Origin of the sequence: Endozoicomonas sp. G2_1, from assembly GCF_017744155.1 — a bacterium.
In the GTDB taxonomy this organism is placed as follows: Bacteria; Pseudomonadota; Gammaproteobacteria; order Enterobacterales; family Alteromonadaceae; genus JAGHQT01.
Window position 1 is genome coordinate 72,364 of sequence record NZ_JAGHQT010000003.1, and the last position, 23,479, is coordinate 95,842.

4 protein-coding genes are annotated in these 23,479 nt (G+C 42.3%); all 4 read left to right on the forward strand.

The features are described from left to right. Nucleotides 1-9 precede the first annotated feature (9 nt). Genes J7384_RS05540 through J7384_RS05555 form a run of 4 tightly spaced genes read left to right on the forward strand, consistent with a single transcriptional unit; the run spans nt 10 to nt 23,476 of the window. Nucleotides 10-21,036, forward strand: coding sequence for an SDR family NAD(P)-dependent oxidoreductase (locus tag J7384_RS05540; protein ID WP_209111919.1), 21,027 nt, complete (start codon nt 10-12; stop codon nt 21,034-21,036). Further along, nucleotides 21,033-21,983: an LnmK family bifunctional acyltransferase/decarboxylase gene (locus tag J7384_RS05545; RefSeq protein ID WP_209111921.1), complete on the forward strand. Its 951-nt coding sequence runs from the start codon at nt 21,033-21,035 to the stop codon at nt 21,981-21,983. The genes J7384_RS05540 and J7384_RS05545 overlap by 4 nt, the downstream gene beginning before the upstream one ends. After that, on the forward strand, nt 21,984-22,229 hold the full coding sequence (locus J7384_RS05550; protein ID WP_209111923.1) for a phosphopantetheine-binding protein: 246 nt from the start codon (nt 21,984-21,986) through the stop codon (nt 22,227-22,229). It begins immediately after the preceding gene. Then, nucleotides 22,226-23,476, forward strand: a complete 1,251-nt coding sequence (locus J7384_RS05555; RefSeq protein WP_209111925.1) for a hydroxymethylglutaryl-CoA synthase family protein — start codon at nt 22,226-22,228, stop codon at nt 23,474-23,476. The genes J7384_RS05550 and J7384_RS05555 overlap by 4 nt, the downstream gene beginning before the upstream one ends. Nucleotides 23,477-23,479: the final 3 nt, after the last annotated feature.

Genomic DNA, 23,479 nt, shown 5'->3' on the forward strand with positions numbered 1-23,479 from the left:
TCATCACATTTGATTACGTCATATCTGGACAAATGGACTGAAATTATGAACGAACAACGAATTAGCTGCCAACTGCAATTGAAAAAAGATGATTTCATTATGCAAAATCATCATGTGCATGATGTATCCCTAATGCCAGGTGTCACTTTTTTAGACATTGTTTTACGTGTACTAGAAGCAAAAGGTATTGGGTTTGAAAATGTCACAATAACCGACGTACTGTTTTATCAGGCAATTGCTACCGGGCCTGGTATTGACAAAAACATTGCAGTTAATTTGGAACCTGAGTCTGAAAATAGATTTCGTATTACAGGTAAGAGCCAAAACTCAACAGCAGACGATACTGCACACTGGGAAGATAATTTTACTGCAAAATTAGATTTGTCCTCATCGGTGAGTTTTCCAACATTTTCAATCGCAAAACTAAAAGCAGAAGCGAACGTTGTTCGCAATAATGATGAAGTCTATCGCATAGCAAAGCGAGAAGGCATCGTTCATGGGGACCAAATGAAAAGTTTTGGTCAGATGTACATTGGTGACAATTATCTTTTTGCGGAACTAAACCTGGCAAAAAGCGCTGAAGTATTTAGTGAAAATTTCGTGTTTCATCCGGCAACTCTTGATGGCTCAACGCTGTTAGCTTACGCCTGGACAGAGTTTGATCCCGGTGAGCCCTTTATTCCTGTGTATATTGAAGAATTTGCGGTACTTAGACGTCCGCAGGGTAAGTGTGCCATTTATGTCCCTGAAAAAGAAAAATTGGCTGATTCAAAGGATATCATTTCCAACAGTTACTATTTAGTGGATGAAACTGGCCAGGCGATTGCCTATTTTAAAAACTTGACCTGCAAAAGAATTAGGCAATCTCAGCATATTCAAAAACTGCTTGCAGAAACAACAACTACTACTGATTCAACAACAATTGTGTCGCAGGAACTGCCTAGCGATGGGGTTCTGGTCAAGGCAATTAAGGAGGAGATTGCCACAATACTAAAAACAGATGCAGTAAATATACCTCTTGATAAAGGGTTTTATGACCTTGGCTTGGATTCGACGGATTTACTGCAACTAAGTGAATCTATTGAATCACTGATAGAACACAAGCTATATCCGACATTATTGTTTGAACATAACACTATTCAGCGATTAGTCACTTATCTGGATTCTGAATTTGAGATCACTCTTTTAACCGAAGTGACAGGTGAACACACTGAAGAGCAGAACCACGCTATTGAAACACTGTTGTTGCAGTTAATTTCAGAAAAATTAAGCGTGGAAAGCAATGATATAAATGTTGATGAAGGATTCTATCAGCTGGGCTTGGACAGTGCTGACCTTCTGAATTTGAGGGCACAACTTGAAGAGGTGTTCAACCAGCCACTGTATCCCACATTATTGTTTGAATATTCCAATGTAAAAAGTTTGGCTGAATTTTTGAAAAGTCAGTTTTCAACAGAAGACAATTTCATTCAAATTTTGAGTGAAGTTGCAACGGAGACTAAAGAAACTCCCAGTAATGCCAAATTGGTGCGATTTACCGAACAATGGCAACGTACACCATATCTTCCCACTTCAGATAACAGTTCTACTATCGCCATTCTTGATTGTCGACGTTTGAAATCGGAGCTGGAAGCGTTTGTAAACCCTAATAAATATGTGTTGTTAAGCGTAGAGCTGGAAAGGCTTAGAGAGCAATTGGACAGATTTTTTGCATCTCGCCAGATACCATCAAACCTGGTTGTACTGTTTGACTCTGAAATTGAAGCTACAGAAGCTATTTTGGCTTGTTACGGATTATCCAAATTTTTGGTGAGTAGCAAACCGGTTAACCGTTATAAAATTAAAGTCTTGTATCGGGAAACAAATTCCTATCAAGACTGTTCCTTTGAGGCGATTGCGTCATTCGCTCGCACGGTGGCTAAAGAAACTCCCGACATCCAATTCTCCATTGTTGGAGATTCACTTGGCCTGCCAGCTGCAAGATTAGAAACTTATTTACACTCTGAATTCGAAGATAGCGAAGTGGGTTATGAGCCCGCTGTTCGCTATACCAGCAAAGGTAGAGTGGTGAAGCGATTTGCGCGTGAACGGGAAATCGTCAAATCTGACCATCAGGTTACCAGTGTAATGGCAACTCACGGCGTTTATGTTATCGCAGGGGCTGGAGCTATCGGTATGCATATCGCTAATTATCTAATGCAGGAGCTGGGAGCAACGGTCGTTTTCATTGGAAGAAAGTCATCCCTAAACACCCCTGAATCTTATGCAAATCAATGGCAAAGAAATGGAAATTCGGTGCATTATGTTCAGGCGGATATTCTCGATTATGACAACCTAAATACAGCGTTTGTGCAGATAAGAGAGCAATGGGGGGCTATAGCAGGAATTATTCATACAGCAGGGGTCATAGCAGATGGTTTACATTTCCTAAAAACATCAGCGCAAGTAAAGCGAGTTGTAAAGGTTAAAACCGAAGGATTGGTAAATCTCGATAAGGTAACCAGTAGAGACAATTTATCTGTTTTTATAGCTTGTTCATCGTTGTCGGCTAATTTCGCAAATATAGGTCAAAGTGATTATGCTTTTGCTAATGGCTTTATGGAATCCTTTTGTCGAATAAGAGCAGTCAAGAAAACAGGAAAATCTTTGGCCATTGGTTGGCCCTATTGGGCCGATGGCGGAATGCAGGTCTTAAAAGATGTGTTGCAAAGGACGAGTCAGACGACGGGACTAATACCCTTGCCCACACCAGATGCGCTCAATGCATTGGAAGTTTGTTTATCGTCTGAATCGCCTTGCCAAATCTTAACATATGGTGATGAAGCGCAATTAGACCTAATACTTGGTCCTGCTCCGGAATCTAAGGCTATAATCGAAGAAGTAAACAGACCGAATACAAGTGAAGATTCAGAAATAGCCATTGTGGGTGTTGCTGGACAATATCCCGGGGCCCGAAATATCGAACAATTTTGGGAAAATTTGAAATCAGGTCATAACGCGATTAGAGCGCTGCCAGAATCCCGTTGGGAACATGATTTTATTTTTTCACCTCGAAGAGGAGAAGCTGGAAAAACTTACAGTCGTTGGGGAGGCTTCATTGACAATATTGAATTCTTCGACGCCGAATTTTTTGGCATATCTCGCAAAGAAGCGGAACTTATGGACCCTCAGGAAAGGCTCTTTCTTAGAACTTGTTATGAGGCATTGGAAAACGGAACTTACTCTCCGCGTAGTTTAAGTGGTTCTCAAATAGGCGTATTTGCAGGTGTAATGTGGAACCATTATCAGCAGGTGACTTCTGAATTTGAAGCGAGCATTCCAACAGCGATTCACGCTTCAGTCGCTAATCGTGTTTCTCATTGTTTAAATTTAACGGGCCCCAGTTTAACCGTTGATACTATGTGTTCTTCTTCGTTAACTGCAGTGCATTTGGCATGTGAAAGCATTCGACGTGGAGAGTGCCGCATGGCGCTAGCCGGAGGGGTAAATGTTATTACACATCCGGCAAAATATTTGCAGTTATCACAGAGTCAGTTTTTGTCGGATGACGGCTTATGTAAAAGCTTTGGGGAAGGTGGAACCGGTTATGTGCCGGGCGAAGGTGTTGGTGTTATAGTACTAAAATCACTGGCTGATGCGGAAAAAAATGGTGATAATATTCTTGGTGTGATCAAAACCTCATACCTCAATCACTCCGGTAAAACCAGTGGTTATACGGTTCCAAGCCCAAGTTCCCAGGCTGACTTAATCTCTGAAGCCTTGGCTCGATCTGGATTGACACCAGATTCTATTGGCTATATTGAAGCTCATGGAACCGGCACCTCGTTAGGCGATCCCATTGAGATAGAAGGCATCAGACAAGCCTTTAGCAAATTTAACAGTGACACTGATTCTAACGATGACAAATGCAAAATTGGATCGGTTAAATCTAATATTGGACATTTGGAAAGCGCCGCAGGCATTGCAGGAATTTCAAAAGTTTTGTTACAAATACAGCACAAGACGCTGGTACCGTCGATTCATACAGAAACCCTTAATCCCCAAATAGACTTTGATCGTGCGCCGGTGTCGGTACAAACACAAGTACAGCCTTGGCAGCCAATTAATGGGGCTCCACTTCGGGCAGGAGTTAGTGCGTTTGGCGCTGGTGGGAGTAATGTTCACGTAGTAATTGAGCAATATCAGAAAGAGGGTAAACAGGATTCAACGCTTTCTGGTCCGGTGATTGTGGCATTGTCGGGGCGCTCTGCAAAGGTATTAAAGCAACAAGCTGAGCAACTTGTTAGTTGGTTAGTAGACAAGTTAAAAAACCAAAGCACCAATACTCAGAGAGTCTCTGAATCAGAGCTTATTCAGTTTCTTTCCCAAGAGGCAGATATTGATGTTGACAGGGAGTCAATTGCTGAAAGTTTTGAAGATTTGGGTGTTGATGGTCATGCTCTATTGCGTTTACAAACCAAAATTGAGCAAAGGTTCGGCAATATCAGTGTCAAGTTAAACTTGGACTCTACAGCGGGTAGCTTGCTACGGGAAATAAACCATTCCACTGCAGAAGAACCGATCAGTTTTGACTTACAAAGCCTTGCTTATAGCATTCAGGTTGGTCGAGATGCAATGCCAACGCGGTTAGTAGTTATTACACAAGATCTCAATGAGCTCATTCATGCTCTTCGGGACTTCATTGCCGACAGGAAATATGGATTTAATGCCAAGTGGGATTGGAGCGAAAGCGCAGATTCTCCTTCTCAATATCCGAATATAGAGCCGCAAAATATGGCTGAACTGTCCATCGAAGAGTGCCGAAAACTGGCCTTTTTCTGGCAACAGGGAGGTGAAGTTGAGTGGCAAAAATTCTACTCTGAAAAGCCGGCAAGAATAGCGTTACCAAATTATCCTTTTGACGAGCAACCTTATTGGCTAGGGCGTTGGAAAGGTATTAGACAAGGTTTGTTGTCTGAAGATGCCCCGTTAATTTCTCTTGAAAGTGCTGACGAGAAAACTACTACACAGGCTGAGAAACTGTTTATAGATACTTCCGATCGTACGGATAGTCTGAAAGTCCCATTACAAAGCAACGTGGAGAATGAGTCTTCTATTATCGAGAGTGTTGAACATTATATTGCAACTGTATTAGCTGAAATACTGTACCTGGACCAAGGCGAAATCGATATCGATAAAAGCTTTAGTGATATGGGATTAGAATCGACAGGTGTTGTTGAATTAGTTGAGCAGATAAATAGCCGTTACAGCATGGCATTGGAAGCTGTATCAGTATTCGATTATTCGAGTATAAAACAGTTGGCACAATATATTGTGCAAGAAAACAAAGGGATTGGTTGGCAGAATGACCACATTTTGGCGCAGGATAATAGTACCCAAAAAGGTAATAGCCCCCATTCCCCAATAGATGTGTCCAAAGGAGGGCATGAAAGCGACATTGCTATTATTGGAATGGCAGGGCGTTTTTCAGGTGCGTCGGATGTTAATGAGTACTGGGAAAATTTGAGCAATGGACATTCCAGCATTTCACCTGTTTCCGAAAATCGTTGGCCCCTGGATAGTTATTATGATCCCTCTGGCACAGACCCTCTAAAAATCGGCAATAAATGGGCTGCCCTGTTAGATGATGTCGCGTCTTTTGATTCAGGTGTGTTTCAAATTTCTCCATTGATAGCAAAATTGATGGACCCGCAACAGCGTATCTTTTTGGAAGAGTCCTGGCGCGCTTTAGAAGATGCCGGTTACGCCGTTAGAACAAAAGAGAAACAAAATATTGGTGTATTCGTCGGATGCGCAGTGGGTGATTATGTTGATTGGCTAATGGCATCGGGTAAGGGGAACACAGGTGAAGCATTTCTGGGGTTAGTACCGTCTATATTAGCCTCCCGTATATCTTACCATTTAAACTTCTGTGGGCCGGCTATTGCGGTGGATACGGCCTGTTCTTCTTCCTTAGTTTCGGTGCATATGGCATGTGACAGTATTCGCAGTGGTGATTGTGAAGTCGCATTAGCCGGCGGTGTCGCCCTTATGTTAACGCCACAGCTGCAAATCCGATCTTCCCAAATGGGCATTTTGTCTGACAACGGTCATTGTTCGCCTTTTGATGAAAAAGCTAATGGCACGGTTCTGGGAGAAGGGGCAGGCGTCGTAGTGCTAAAAAGCCTCTCTAAAGCTATTGAAGACGGTGACCATATTCATGCTGTTATTCATGGGTCAGGGATAAATAATGATGGCAAGTCAAATGGCATAACGGCTCCTAGTGGTGAGTCGCAAGAAATGCTGATGAACAAAGTGCTGTCTAGAGCCCAGCTAACGGCTGAAGACATTGGGTATATTGAAGCTCACGGCACAGGGACTAATTTAGGTGATCCGATTGAAGTTAATGCACTTAAAAATGTGTACGGAAAATCGCAGGAGAAGCGAGTTGGTCTAGGCTCTGTCAAATCAAATATTGGGCATACTACCATGGCTGCTGGAATTGCAGGCTTATTGAAGTCATTGATGGCCATTAAACATCGTCAGCTACCTCCAAGTCTGAATTACAGCAAAGCAAATGCAAAAATAGATTTTTCCGAAAGTCCCATTTTCGTGGTAGAGAAAAAAATGGATTGGGTTGCTAACGACCAAGGTCGATTAATTTCCTCAATTAGTAGTTTTGGATTTAGTGGGACAAATGCTTGTGTGATACTCGGTAGTCCGCCTCCACAACAAAAAACATCCTTTGGTGAGAGTTGCCCGACTTTAATCTTATTGTCTGCGAATGACGAACAAGCTTTGGAACGTCGGGTGGTTGATTTGGAACAATGGCTAAAAGACGAGCCTGACGTTTCGCTTGGAGATATTGCTTATACATTGGCGCGGGGAAGAACCCATTTTCGTTACAGGCTCGCGTTGGTAGCAAATGATAAACAAGACTTATCTTTGCGGTTGGGACAAATAAATCGCACAGAGAGTTTTGCTGTACTGCGCAGTCATGCCGCTGAGGCTAATGAAAAAGAAGTGTACCCTCAACTAAAAAAAGGCATGCCATCTCCCGAACTCATTAGGTGGGGACTGGAACAGTTGGCGATTCATTATATGCAAGGGGGGAGTTTACGATGGGAGTTCATCCCAGGTCTAGATAATGGCCGAAAAGTTTCTCTTCCTGGCTATGTGTTTACTAAACACAGGCACTGGATAGACAGCCAAAGCAACAAGGCAGCCTCTTCAGAGTCATCAACATTCAATACTCAGCATCCGGTACCTCAAGACTTCCATTCAGAAGAAAAAAGCCAGCACAGGAGAAGCAAAATGGCGCAGTTAACATTTGGACAGCACGTATTTATCAACAACTACGCCAATTTGGCAGAAACGGATTTACAGAATGGATTAATCGGAGATCTGCAAAATAATGGATGGTTACTAGAACATCATATTGTGAATGGCAAGCCGACCCTACCAGGGGTAGTGAGTCTGGAAATGGCCGTTGCAAGTGCAATGGTGTCTCAAAAAGAGGCGCCAGTAACACTTTCAAAAGTTAAGTGGCAAATGCCAATTCTTGGAAAGCCTCAACGTATAGCTTTGGAACAAGCTGAGGAGCAGGCTTTTCGCCTAGTCTTGGAGGAATCTAACACGGCCTATGTGGAAGGGCGCGTTGTGAATAATGCATCTTATACTGAAAGTGCTGCCAAAAAGGACATTCAGGCAATAAAGCAACGCTGTAGCAGACAGATTGATTCTACGGATATATACACAGCGTTTAGTGAGGCAGGGATCGAATACGGTGATGGCTATAGAAATTTAAAGGCAATCTACTGCGGTGATAACGAAGCAGTAGGTGAGATTCAGCTATCCGAATTTTTGCATCACCCATACTTCATGCATCCTGGTATTCTTGATGCGGCTTTCCAAAGTATTTCCCAGCTTCACGGACGCTCTGAAGTCGGTCCCGCCGTGCCGTATATGCTGGAAGAACTCACTTATATACAACCCTTAAATGGTGTTTATTCTTTTGCGTACATAAAGAAAACGGGTCGCTGGACATACGATATTGAAGTTTTAAATCAGCAAGGTGAACTATGTGTTGCTTGCAAAGGATTTTTATTAAGGCCGTTGGGGACTAAATCGGGCAGCCAGATGCCTGCAGAAAATCATTCATATGTCGCAGAATGGATCGAACAACCCAAAGTCATGGCGAGGTTGTTGGATGAGAATCGAGTCGTGATTATCAGTCCTGAAGTGAATCATCCGTTAGGTATTGCTATTTCAGCACTATATTCTGATGCCCTTGTTCTGAATTACACCACCTTCCAGAGTAAATTGAATGGGCTCGATGTTGATGCTGTCTACTTTATTGGCTCAAGTGAGGATGGTTTAAATGACTCGGGTGTTTTCCAAGCTTACAAAGCAACTAAATTACTTTTGGCGTCCAACGCAAGAAATGCCATCAATGTAACTTTTGTGAGTGAACAAACACTCAAGGTTAAGGGCAGTGACCAAGTCAACGTCTCTGGTGCAGGGTTGGTTGGGCTATCACAAGCGATAGCGGCTGAGTATCCACTATGGAATGTAAAAATCGTCGATGTGTCCACAAATGCTATGTTCGATGTTGCAAACACGGCGTTGACGATTGTTAATGAGCCACAAATAAGCGGTTTAATCGCTATACGTGACGGTAAACGCTATGGACGTCGATTTAAATTAGAGAGCGAATACGCTACGGACAACAATATCAGTTTTCAGCAAGGGGGATGTTATCTGATTGTTGGGGGCGCTGGTGGAATTGGCTTCGAAGTCGGTAAATACCTTGCACAAACTTATTCAGCAAACGTTTTATTGCTTGGACGTCGTCAAATTGACGAAAGTATCCGCAATAAACTTGAAGATATTAGACGCCGAGGTGGGACGGCATATTATATTCAAGCCAGTATCACTGATCAGACGGCTTTATCAAAAAGCATCGATACTTGTTTGACTGAGAACGGTTTAAGGTTGGATGGAGCAATTCATGCTGGCGGTATCTTCAATGATATGTCGATGTTAAAAATGGGGGATGATGACTTTAAACGGGTCATTGCGCCAAAATTACAGGGCGTTTCAAATTTAGCGCAAACTTTGTCTAAGTATGATCCGAAATTTCTATTGTTATTTTCATCCGCTGCTTCTTTTGTTGAAACCCCTGGTCAAGCAAATTATGCCGCAGCCAGCACATTCGAAGATGCTATTGGACATTATCTACAGACAACCCAACCATATAGAACCAGAGTGATTAATTGGGGGTACTGGGGCAGTGTCGGCGCAGTGTCCGATCCTAGTTATCAAAGAAGAATGAATGAAATTGGCCTTTGGTCAATAGAGCCGACTGAGGCGATGAATGCAATGGAGCAGGCCTTACGTGGTGAACAAACTCAAAGGCTAATTATCAAAGCTGCCAAAGAGCGATTGCAAGAATGGTTTGGCATCATCGATTCTCAAAGGGAACCCCGTGATATGCCGGCGCTAATTCGTTCCCGAAGTGCATACTGTGAACTTGAAAAACTGGGGCAAATGCGCGTTGTTACAACACTGATCCAGCGTGGTTGGTTACCTGAGCAAGGAGGCGTTGTTGCTGAATCAGCGATAAAATTACGCCTTGGCGGTGTTAAGTATTTATGGCCGTTGTTCAGTGCAATCTTAGAAATGGCGGAGCGTGCAGGTTACATAGAGCGCAATAATGGTTTAATCAAAACCCTCTACACCCTTAACAATTTTACCGATATTAGCGACTCATTTATTAATGATTATCCCGATATGTCTGCACATCTGAATCTGTTAACTACTTGTGTTGACTCTTTACCGGCGATGTTTAATCAAACCGTGAAAGGCACTGATATTCTTTTCCCCAAAGGTTCAGTTGAGCTGGTACAGGGCATCTATAAAGGGCAGCCGATTGCTAATTATTACAATGAAATAGTGGCAATTCAGGTGAAGGAGCAAGTTTCGCGATTGAATCAAACTGAGCAGCGTCGAGTTCGAGTTTTGGAGATAGGAGCCGGGACTGGAGGCACTAGTGCGTTTGTGTTACCTGCGCTGGCAGGGTTGGATGTGGAATACTGTTATACCGATGTGTCGTCAGCTTTCTTAGCACATGGAAAAACCCATTATTTACCCAAGCACCCCTTTATGAAGTTTCAATTGTTAGATATTGAAAAGCCGCTTGAGGAACAGGGTTTTGATTTGGGCAGTTACGATATAGTTTTGGCGACAATGGTTTTGCATGTTGCCAAAGATATGCAAACCTGTGTTAATAATATAAGTAAGTTGTTAAAAATTAAAGGTATTGTGATCATAAATGAAGTGACGCAACGATATGACTTTCTCACTCTGACTTTTGGGTTGTTGCAAGATTGGTGGGCGTTTAACGACAGTGAAAGAAGAATTGCTCACACGCCTATTCTGAGTCCAGCCAATTGGCAGTCATTGTTGGAAAACGGCGGGTTTGACAATACGCAAATCAGTGGAATCCCAGGTACCGACGGTCAGGCATTGGAACAATGCATTATTAGCGCCGCGTATATGCCTCCAGAAGCAAACATTGTCAGTTTGCGCTCAGCAAGCCTGAATTCAATCGCACAGCCAGCGTCTCAGGGACTCGGCAAAAAACAGGAAATGATAAAGTATCTGTCTTCTGTTTTCGCAAACGTACTTAATTATCAAGAGCAGGACATAGGCGCAGATGATACATTTGAACAATTCGGTATCGATTCGCTTGTAGGACAAACTCTCACAGCGAGGTTAGAGCAAGATTTTGGCGAGCTGCCTGCCACACTGCTGTTTGAGTATCTAAACATTTCACAGCTTGCCGATTTTTTCATGACCTACAAAACCGTGAAAATGAAAAACCTGTTTGGAGAAATGACTAGCGAGCAGAGTCGCTTATCTGAGTCTGAAAGTAGCACGCAACTTGATGCCGTTACTTCTGATTCTGAAACAAATGCTTTTTCAATCTCTACAGGTGACATCTTACAGTACTTGATTTCGCTCTTCGCTCAGGTATTGGAATGTGATGAATCATTGTTAGATGAGCACTCTACTTTTGAAAGTTTTGGTATCGACTCGTTAGTTGGACAGCAAGTGATATCCAGACTGGAGAAGGACGTAGGCGACCTACCGGCAACCCTCTTGTTTGAACATTTAACCTTGAATGAGCTTGCTCTATATATGCAAAAGGAGAAATTGAGTGAACTGATGCGGCTCATAGCTCCGAGTACGCAGGTGATTGCAAAACCAGCATCTGAGAATATTGAAGCACAGAACACAAAGGTACAAGAGGCACTTGTTGAAGAAAATGAACAACGACACGAATCTTTGAACAATCGGAATAAATCGGATGTAACAGACATTGCCATTATTGGCTTGAGTGGCCGTTACCCACAAGCAAACAATTTGGAGACTTTTTGGCAAAAACTGGCTTCAGGTACCGATTTGGTGGGAGACTTACCCAAGGACCGAAAAGATTGGCACCCCTATGTTGAAGCAGGAATGGGCCCCGGGCCTGCGGCGTTTCTTGATAATATCGATGAGTTTGATCCGGCACCTTTTAATATATTACCAAAAGATGCGGTGAACATTGATCCACAAGAACGTCTGTTTCTAGAAACAAGCTGGGAACTACTCGCCTCTACTGGCTATTTGGGTAAATACCGCAAACAAGCTAATACTGGTGTATTTGTCGGTTCGATGTACGCCGGCTACGGTCAGCTTGCAGCGACGCGATGGAACGAAGGGCTTTTGACAGGTCCACATTCTGCTCATTGGTCATTGGCCAACAGAGTCTCTTACACTTTTGACCTGCAAGGTCCCAGTTTTTGTGTCGACTCGGCTTGTTCCTCTTCTTTGACGGCTGTACATCTCGCTTGCGAGAGCTTAAGACGGGGTGAGTGCAATATGGCAATTGCCGGTGGTGTGAATGTCATTTTACACCCAGCGCATTTTGCTTCACTGAACGCATTGAAAATGTTGTCTCCACAAGGTCGAAGCAAAACATTCGATGAATCGGCGGATGGTTTCGCTCCTGGGGAAGGTGTTGGTGCGGTGTTATTGAAGCCGTTAAGACAAGCTGAGAAAGACAATGATCAGATACTGGGTATCATAAAAGCCAGTTCTGTTAATGCTGGTGGTAAGACAGCCGGGTATACGGTTCCCAATCCGAATGCTCAAAGTCATTTAGTAGCTGAGGCTCTGGAGCGCTCAGGTGTGCATCCAAGAACCATTTCCTATGTGGAAGCGCATGGAACAGGCACGTCTTTAGGAGACCCCATTGAAATCGCAGGTTTAAGCCGTGCATACAAAGGGCAAACTAAGGATACCCATTATTGCGCTATTGGTTCAGTTAAATCCAATTTAGGTCATCTAGAAGGGGCTGCTGGTATTGTTGGGCTAACTAAAGTACTGCTGCAGCTGAAACATAAACAGCTTGCACCTAATGTGCACTTGAACAAGCTTAATCCCAAAATCGATTTTGCTAATTCACCTTTTAAACCTCAGGACCAACTCACGCCTTGGGAAACGCAAGAAATAGAAATTGACGGTGTTAAACAGGTGGTGCCCAGACGCGCAGGGATCAGTTCATTTGGCGCTGGTGGCGCCAATACACATCTCATTGTTGAGGAATATGTTGATCGTCGTTTAAGCGAGCACAACCGCAAACAACAGCTGATTTTGCTTTCAGCGAAATCCAAAAACGATTTAATGAATCTGGCAAAGGTAACGAAGACTTATTTAGAAAGCGAAGCTGGCCAGCAGCTTGATATCGCGTCACTTGCATACAGCTCTCAATTAGGTCGCATTGAAATGTCTGCAAGACTTGCGATTTTGGCTGACGACGTGCCATCTCTCTTGATGACTTTGAATGATATTACACAACAACGTGCATCAAATTTGTATTGGCAAGATGACCTGGAACGATTTTCTTCTGATGTGTCGATTTTTAATGATGAGGTTGGCAGCACTTTTATTCAACAGCTTCTAGATTCGGGGAGTCTGAAAAAGTTGGCTCAAATGTGGGTTCGCGGAATCGATGTAGATTGGCGTATGTTATGGCAAGATGAACGACCTAAAATATGTGCCTTCCCTAGCTATGTTTTCAATAGAAAGCGCTTTTGGTTAGATATAAAAGCACCCGAAGCAAACACCGGGGCGACAAAGAATACTGTGATGCAACAAGGGGGCACTTCTTCCGAATCCGCCTTTACCGAAAGCGTCAATATTGTATTAGAGGCGAATGCATATTATTGCAAAGGGCATCGAATTAATAATGAAACTTGGTTGCCGGGTGTATACTACTTTGAGTTGTGTCGACAACATTTAGATTGCGACTTACGAAGTGATAGCACACTCACTTTTAAAGACGTTAAATGGGTCAATCCAGTTCGAATGAATGCCAGTGAGAAAACGATTGAGTTGGAACTGGTGGCACCTGTTAACGCTCAACTATTTAGATTCAGCGATGGTAATAACGATGATGTGTTGTGTGTTGGGTCGGTCCTGAGAGAAACGCAACAAATTGTCACAAAGGATTTAGCTGCAATAAAAAGATCATGCTCGGAACCGTTAAATGTCAGTGAATTTTACGCAAGGTTAAATGTAGCCGGTTTAAATCACGATACATCATTTCAATCTGTAAGCGCATTGTGGCTTGGTGATAAACAACTATTAGTTAGATTGGACAATGCAGAATTTTCAGCTGTAAATAACCAAAGTATACAAATCGTACCTTCACTATTAGATGGGGCATTGCAAGCGGTCGCAGCCCTAGATGATAGTGACTTATCTTATATTCCATCTGGTATTCGCCACCTGTCACTCTTCGATGCAATTGACAAACCTGCTTGGGTGCATATTACCGAAGTAACTGCGGATGACCACCAAACAGGAAAGCGCCTGTTCAACTTAACTGTGTTCAACGATGAACAAATCATCATCGGGGAAATGAAAGGATTAGAGATAGCTATAAACCTTTTGAACAGTAAAAAGGCTGTTCCTAAACTGGCCAATAAAACGAAGAAAACGAGTAAAGAGCATATTGAAAGTCGAATCCGAGATGCGGCGAGCCAGTTCTTATTGATTGGTAAAGAGGAAATTGACCTTGATGCGGAACTATTAGAACTTGGCTTTGATTCAGTTTCTATTACTGAATTATTGGAAGAAGTTAATCAGATATTTGAACTTCAATTGATGCCACAGGTATTGTTTGATCATCCTACCTTACGCAGTTTCGCAGTCTATCTATCAGAACTTGATGTCTTTGCCACTAGTAACGATTTGGCTGAAGATAGCTCTTACACTGGAGAAGTAGTTCAACCCTCTCAAACTAAGGCAAAAAAAGCATCCGTAAACGGTGAGAGTGCTTTGCAAACTTCAGCGAAAGCGAAAAATGAGTTTGAAAACAGAAGTAACCAAGATATAGAGACTATAGCTTTATCCTTATTAAAAGAAAAAGCGGCGCGTTTTTTGATGGTGCAAGGAAGTGAAGTTGACTTAAACGCCGAACTACTTGAGATGGGTTTTGACTCAGTGTCACTGGTGGAGCTTTTGGAAGATATCAATCTTTCACTCAATTTAAGCCTTACACCTCAAATGTTGTTTGATTGCCCAACACTATATGCTATCGCTGAATTTCTTCTTCGAGAGCATCGAGAGGCGTTAAACACTATCGCGAGTTTTGAGACGAGCGATATGTCTTCACTTGCAATCAATAGCACTTATGAAACAGAGCTCGAGATTACTGACTCAGCTGCGGCCAGAAACTTAAACGATACATCAGTCGATCATGCGCCGATAAAACAACAATTACCCCCAGTACAAGATAATCAAGATATAGCGATTATAGGTGTTGGTGGGATTTTTCCACAGTCAGATGACCTATCTGATTTCTGGGAAAATTTAGCAAATGATCGAGACTTAATTGCCGAAGTACCGTCGGATAGAACCGATATCCTTGCGGACTCATATTTAAAGAATATGAAGGCGGGTTTTGTCGAGCGTATTGCGGAGTTTGACGCTAAGTTCTTTAAAGTATCACCGGCAGAAGTGACCAATATGGATCCACAACAACGTCTGTTTATGGAGGTTGTCTGGCGTACGGTGAACGACGCGGGTTATCGAATTAGTGATTTTGCTGGGTCTGAAACCGGACTTTTCGCAGGTGTTAGTACCACTGACTACAATGATTTAATGAGCAAGCATGGCGTTAATGTTGAAGCTCATACCGCAACTGGAATTGCACATTCTATTTTGGCGAATAGAGTTTCCTACATGTTCGACTTACAAGGGCCTAGTGAAGTTGTAGATACTGCTTGTTCCAGTTCTCTGGTGGCAATCCACAGAGCTGTGACGGCGATCAAAAATGGTGAATGTTCTACAGCGATTGCGGGTGGTGTTAACGCACTCTTAGGTGCAGGGCTTTTTTCTGCATTCTCACAATCGGGAATGCTGAGTCCCGATTATAAGTGTAAGACTTTTGATAAATCCGCAAATGGTTATGTAAGAGGTGAAGGCGTTGGCGCAATTTTATTAAAGCCCTATTCGCAAGCCTTGAGCGATGGCGATGATATTTATGCTGTCATCAAAGGCAGCGCCGTAAACCATGGTGGTCGAACAAATTCGTTGACGGCACCTAGTCCAACGGCTCAATCACGCGTGATACAAAAAGCATATAAGAACGCACATATAGATCCAAAAACCGTGAGTTATATCGAAGCGCATGGTACCGGTACCCAATTAGGGGACCCCGTAGAAATTGAAGGGCTGAAAATTGCCATGAAAGGGTTATATGCCGAATTTGGACATACGTTTTCGGAAGGGAAATCAACGGCCATTGGTTCAGTCAAAACCAATATTGGTCATCTGGAAGCTGCTGCCGGTATCGCGGGTATCATCAAAGTGTTGCTCGCCATGAAACATAAGGTGTTACCATCAACGTTGAATTTCCAGGAAGAAAATCCATATCTTAATTTAGAACAGACACCATTCTATGTACAGCAGCAAACAGAGCATTGGAAGGCGGTTGAAGCTGAGGACGGCAAGATGGTGAGGCGTGCTGGTGTGAGTGCATTTGGTTTTGGTGGCACCAACGCGCATATTGTTTTACAGGCGGTTGGGCGGGATGCAGCGGTTTCTGATAGCCCCCAATCATCTAAGAACGTATTTCTATTGTCTGCGCCTACTCCAGAGGCCCTCAATAGCTATGTAGATTTAATAACGCGCTGCCTTCAAAACAACCTTCAAGTTGATCTGAAATCATTGGCTAACACACTAATGTATGGAAAAAAGGAGGAGCAATACAGGGTTGCTTTTGTGGCGACAAATCACGAAGAACTCATGTATCACCTGGGACAATATGCTCAAGGTCAATCGCAGGATTATAGTCAATGGCAACGTGGCGACCAAGCTAACTTCTTCCCTAGCAATGTTACAGGCAGACAAATAATGCAATGGTTGAATGGCGATAAGGTTAGTTGGCCAACATTAGTAGATGGCAAGGTTAAAAGAGTGAATGGTATTCCTTCTTTTCCACTGCAATTGAAGCGTTTCTGGTTTCAGGATGTTGCCCAATCTTTAACGACAGGAGATAGTCTGGAAGCTGGCAACAGTAAAAACGTGTTCAATTCAAGTGAACATAAAATGAATTTAAATGAAGCAATTATTCCGACTAGCAAAAGTAATGAGTCTAACGGAAAGGTGACATTATCTCAGGTATTTGCAAAGCCGGGGCAAATCTCACCACCGACAAGCGCGGCTGTCACTTTGTCACATACTCCTGATGAAAGTATTACTCAACAAAAGTTGCAAAAAAGCACGTCGGTCCATTCGGGGGAAAACCAAGTTTCAACAGGGCAAGCTTCTGTTTCAGCGTTTGTCGCGGCAACACTCAGTGACTTGTTAGGTTTACCAGTTGATGAAGTGTCCCATGAACAAGATTTTGTTGAGCTGGGACTAGATTCAATTTTTGGTATCCAATTTATTCGTAAGATTAATGAAATGTACGAGACTGAGATCCTCGCAGCAGATGTCTACGAGTTTAGTACTGTTCAAGCATTAACCGAGCACATCCTTTCCATGTACCCAGAAACTGTTTTAAACGACACGCAAACAATACCTGAGCCAGAAACTGTTGTGGAATTAGAGGTCACTCAGGAATCGTTAACAGAGCCGGCTGAAAGAGAAAAAATATCTCTATCTCAAATTAAGCAGATGGTGTTTTCCGTCACTTCAAGAGAGCTAGCTCAGAACGCGGTGTTTTCTGAATATATCAGTTCTTTTGAAATGCTGCGGCTGGTGGCAGAAATAGAAAAAGTGACGGGACCAATACGCAAAACGATTCTTTTTGAAAACAATACCATCGAGAAATTAGCTCGTTTTATTAATGGGGACGACGATGGTGTTAATGACGCGGTTATTCAAAATGAAACATTATCAACCTTCAGCGATAGCGTACCGAGCGACGTTCAGAATTTAGCACCGTTCGACGTTGAACATGATAAGGCTGAAAGTCATATTGGTTTAAAAATCGCGGAAATTTTGTCAAAAGATATAGAGGTAAACAGAACATTTGAAGAACAGCTATCGTCATTTGAAATGCTCAAAGCCGTTTCTGGTTTGGAACAAGACTTTGGTCCATTGCGTAAAAGCTTGTTATTTGATTGTTCGACTCTACCACAGTTGGAAGTGTTTTTATCCAGTTTGGATGTGTCAAACAAACAGCAAGAAAATCGAAAAGTTCATGCACCGTGTGTCACTGTTAACAGTGTCGTGGAATCCAAGCAACCAATCGTTATTCCCAAGCGAACGCTACCTTCTGATAAAGATTTACAGCGTACTATTGACGACTTGTTGCTGCAATTTGGCAAAGAGGGGGGCTTACCGGGTCGTGATATTGCCCCATTGATTTTTTTGGGTTCATCAAAAAAAGGCTTCTTTAATTTTACTCAGAATCATATTGCCCTTTTTTCTTTTAGTTATGTAGGAAGTGAGGAATATTTGCCGGAAATTGCCAGAGAGTATGTTGAGTACGCGCAACAACAGGGGATAAAGGCGAATTTTAATTCCCTGATACCTATCGATAATGCCCAAGGAATTCCATTTACTTCGACGCCTTTCGGCGTATTACAGCGTTTTGTTGATTTGCCTTCTTTCACTCTAAAAGGCCAGGCTATGCGTAAATTACGTTATTTGGTTAACAAGTTCTCAAAGTCGGCAAAGCGAGTTGAAACCTCTGAGTATGCAGTAGGATCTGACGCCAATGTTGATCTGGAAATCTGTGAAGTGATAGAGAATTGGGCAAGTGGTAAGAAAATGACCAACCCTTATGTTCATCGTGTTAAAAAAGAGATTTCGAATGGGATCTTGGGGACCGGTCATAGGATGTTTCTAACGCGCTTGGACGGTAGGTTGTCAAACGCGATAATCATTACCAAAATTCCGTCGGAAAACGGTTACCTTCTCGATTTGGAGTTCTACGACAAATCCGAACCCATAGGAGGTCTTGAGTTCGCAATAGTCGAAATATTTGAACGACTCATTGAAGAAAAATGCGACATGTTTAGCTTTGGCGGAACCTTTGGTGTGGTTGAAGGCGAGTCTGATAATGCCGACTCCAACGCTGTTAGAGAGTTAGAAGACCTGAAAACACTGGGCCTAATAAACAATGACGGTAATGTTCAATTTAAAAACAAATTCCGTACGACAAATGCGACGGTGTATTTATGTAGACCAGACGAACCAGATGCGACATCCGTTTCCGATATCTTGCTCACAATAGCAAATCCGCAATTGGAAAATGTACCGGTAGTAAATGTTAATCTGCCTGGTTCTGTTGAGGAGCACTTAGATACAATTCAAAAAAGGAGCAAATTATTACAAACCCTAGACAACAACCTAATACGGCTGCAGTCTGCAGAAGTTGATTTTGATTTCATAAGCGACTCTTGGACGGAGCAGAATAGCAGCATCACCTATGATCGAATGCGGTTTTTGCGTGAACAGGTAAATCGTTCAACGTATGTAGAAAAACCATTTTGGCTGCCAACCAAGTTTGCCGTTGCCACATCGTCAGGTAAGGAAGCTGAAACTGCTCTGTGTAAAGCACTTCCAACAAAAGGAAGTAAAGTGTTAAACAATGGTTTGTTCCCTAGCTGGAACTTCTCATTGTTAGACAAAGGTTTGTCTCCAGCTGAATTGGAGCTAGATAAAAATGAGCCAGTATTTGGTGCCAATGTAGATGTTAGTAAATTGAGAGAGTATCTCGTCAGCGACCATGACGTCGCCTTTATTTGTCTAGAACTTAATAACAACAGTTTAGGTGGTGCGCCATTATCCTTATCCAATTTGCAGCAAGTTAAGTTACTTGCCGATGAAAACGCCATTCCACTTGTCCTGGATGCAACAAGGCTGATGGAAAATGCTATCGCTATTCAGCAATATGAAGCTGGTTATAAAACCCAAAGTGTACAAGAGATCGCTATACAAATTATCAACTGTTGTCATTCTTTAACGATGAGTTTATCAAAAGACTATGGACTCAATTTTGGCGGCTTGGTGGCGACGCATGATGAGTTTGTTGGCGAATATTTGAATGAACAGATATCTATTCGTGGTCATTGGGTGAATGCTGAAAGTCGCAAATTGATTAGTTATGCGGTCAACGATTTTCAATATGTCGAAGCGCAATGTCGCATGCGTATTGAGAATGTTTCGCTATTAGCAGAACAGCTTACGAAGGTAGATTTACCTTTTATTAAGCATGTATGTGGTCATTGTCTTATCGTTGACGTTTCGAAAGTGTCACTATTTGATGCACCTGAGTTTGTCGATTCCAACTCAAAGCAGCGAGTCGATGCATTTTTATACTGGCTCTATATTAATACGGGGGTCAGAGCTGCTAAACACTTAAACCAACAGTATGGTAAATACGGTGAGACCATTAGGGTTGCAATTCCACTCGGTCTGTCTGAACTTCAAATTGAGGAAGTTGCAGCTCGAATACAGACAATCTTTAAAAAGAAAACGTTAATTCCATTTCTTAAAGAAACATCCAATTCTGCCTCACCACTGTTGGCGTCATTTGACATTCTGGCACCGGCGAAACCTAAATTAGATTCGCCAGATGAATATCGTCAAATGGTTAAAACTGCCGCCAATGCGGCAGAGCGACCTAAGGACGCAAACTATTTGCTTATCAAGGAAAAAGCGCCAAAGGTAGGGCGTAAAATTATTCCTTTAGACAATGCCAAGTTTGAAGTCTTTGTGATTGGCAAAGGAAAACCTTTGTTGTTAATGCATCCATTCAACATAGGTGCTGGATTGTTTGCTGAGCAATTTTCCGAATTGGGTAAACATTTCAAAGTTATTTGTATTCATCATCCTGGTGTTGGGGAAACAGAATCATTGCAACAGTTGTCACTAGATACTATCGCGGATCAATATCAACAGATTTTGAAAAAACTCCACATCCGACATCCTATACACGTTGTTGGCGCATCAGCTGGTGGTTTGCAGGCTCAAGTGTTTGTTCAGCGTCATCGAAAGCTTTGCTGTTCACTTACACTAATTTGTAGTTCTTACAAAGTTGGCAACCGCGATGGCAAAGTCAGCCCATTAATTGAAGTTATTGAAGAGGATTTTGCCAAAATTGAGCAGAAAGTTGAAAGCAAAGCGGTTATTAATGACAAAAGTCGCTTCGTTGATATCTTGTTGAGATGCGAAAGCATGGATCCGAAAACCGGACTTAGGTATATTGATGAGTTAGCTAACCTACCGAATTTAAAAGAAAAATTAGCTGAAATAGATATTCCTTGTTTGGTTTTGCAAGGAAGTCTGGACTCTGTAATTGACGAAGAAGTAACACAACACTTAGTTGAAAAAATAACGGGTGCAAAATTGATAAAAATTGAAACTGCAGGACATTTTCCAACGCTTACTCACGCTCGTGAGTGCAACACCATACTCGCTGATTTTGTGCTTACAACAGCGCAAATTCACAGTGTCGAAAATATGGCCGAAGAGGTAGAACTATGAGTGTTGCCGAAGCAGGTGTAAAGGGCAGAGAAATGACTCTAATGCCGGGAAAAGTGATTAGGCAAGAGATTATCAAACCGAGTATGTGTGGACATAATTCCTTGTTTGTAGGTCGTGTCGGAGACTGGACTTGGGATGCGGTTAATGAACATTGCGGTGTCGACGTGTATAACGCTCACAATGAGGTGGGGGCGCCGACGTATCTCTCTTTTTTTTATTACCATATAAAGGCAAATGAAAAATTTCATCTGGGGAAACTCACTTTTGGTGATCTGTTAAATATACAGACACAACTGTTCAGTTTTGGCAGCGAATCAATTTTAACTCTGCACAAAATTGAGAAGTCTGCGGGGGGAAGTCACGAAGACTTCTCTATTCAGGAGTTCTATGAGTCGCCAAAAGAAAACAGTATTTATATTCAAAATTTTAATCGATGGATTGCCAGAACGGCACCTAAAAGTAATGAGAATCTTGTTAAATCCAGCCCCATTGGATTCGATGTCAGCGAACTACCTGTATTACCTGTAAAGCATTCCCCTCGAGCTATTTACGATCTGGCGCGACGTACTGGATCATTTCTTTCGATAGATAAACAAAGGGAATTAACGCAAAAGGAAGTGTTTGAGTTTGATTATGAAATAGATGTCACGAGAGACTTAAATGGCGTGGGTTTGCTTTACTTCGCTTCTTATTTTTCCATCGTGGATAAAGCAATCTGGCAGACGTATAAAAGACTAGATCGTGATAAAAACTCCTACCTAGAACGCATAGTCCTCGACCATAAAATTTGTTTTGTGAGTAATGCTAATTTCGACTCAATATTGTCATTGAATGTCACATTGTGGCAAGACGCAGAGTTTGACTATTTTAATGTAGTCATTAAAGACAGCATTTCTAACCGCAATGTTGCTATCGCGACTGTACAACAGCTAATTCAGGGAAATTAAATGCATAACACCGATATCGCTGGTGTGGTGATGGGGACTATTCAACTCATCCTTCCCCACGTTCCAGAAAGTGAAATTTTAGGCTCTGTTCATTTATCCGATTTGGGCGCTGATTCTGTAGACCGTGTGGAAATTATGTCCACTATTTTACAACAATTAGGTGCCGACATTCCTTTATTTGAATTTAGCAAATTTAAAAACATCAACCAGATGGTTGGCTTTTTAGAAAAGGAAATGAAGGGATGAGTATGCAGTTAAACACTGTTGTCGGCATAGAAGCGATGAATGTCTATTGCGGAATAGCCCAAATTTCCGTTGAAGTGATGTTTCAAGGACGTGGCTTGGATTTTAAACGGATGAATAATTTGGGTATGCAAAACAGGGCGATCAATCTTCCGTTCGAAGATCCCATTACTAATGCCGTCAACGCAGCAAAGCCTATCATTGATAACTTAACTGCGGATGAAGTCGCACAAATAGAGATTTTGGTGGTTGCGAGTGAATCGGGAATAGATATGAGCAAATCTATTTCCTCTTATGTGCATCGGCACCTAGGTCTTGCAAATACATGTCGCCTGTTGGAAGTGAAACAGGCATGCTTTGCATCAACAGCTGCGATTCAGTTGGCTGTGGGTTACCTGGCTTCTGGTATTTCAAGCAATGCAAAAGTGATGGTAATTGGAACTGATGTTGCGATTGTTAACGCTCGTGCAGAGTACATGGAGCCGACTGTTGGAGCTGGAAGTTCAGCCTTGTTACTGAGTAATAACCCAAAAATCGCCCAATTTGATCTAGGGGCTTTTGGATTACACAGTTTTGAAGTTCTTGATTCTGCTCGGCCAACGGCACAACATGAAATTGCTGACGTAGATGGTTCTCTTTTTGTTTATTTAGATTGTTTAAGTAAAAGCTTTGAGAATTACAAAAGTAAAGTGACTGGAGCCGACTTTCTAAACACCTTTAACCATCTCGCATTTCACACGCCCTTTGCCGGTTTGGTCAAATCGGCGCATAAAAAAATGTTGAGGGAAGCGGGCATTGCAGATGTCGCGCTTGTTTCAGAAGATTTTGAGCGTCGGCTAACGCCTTCTTTGCACTACCCTTCAATGGTGGGGAATTTGTGTTCGGCATCAGTCTATTTGGCCTTAGCGAGTACCATAGATCACATTCACGTTAACGATGTAGATCGGGTTGGGTTATTTTCCTATGGGTCTGGATGTTCATCTGAATTCTTTAGTTTATTGCTTTCCAGAGATTCTAAAAATCATTTGAAGCCTATGCAAATTGGTGACTATCTAAGCGCTCGTACAGAATTGAGTTTTGCCGAATACGAAAGTTTATTAGAAGAAAACTTACAATGTTTGGTTCCAGTGGAGAATCGTCAACTTGCGGTATCAAAGTACCAACATTTGTTAGATAGGGTGTCCAAACGCAGGAAGATTCTCGTTTTGGACAATATCACGGATTATTACCGCAACTACATATGGATTTAAGAG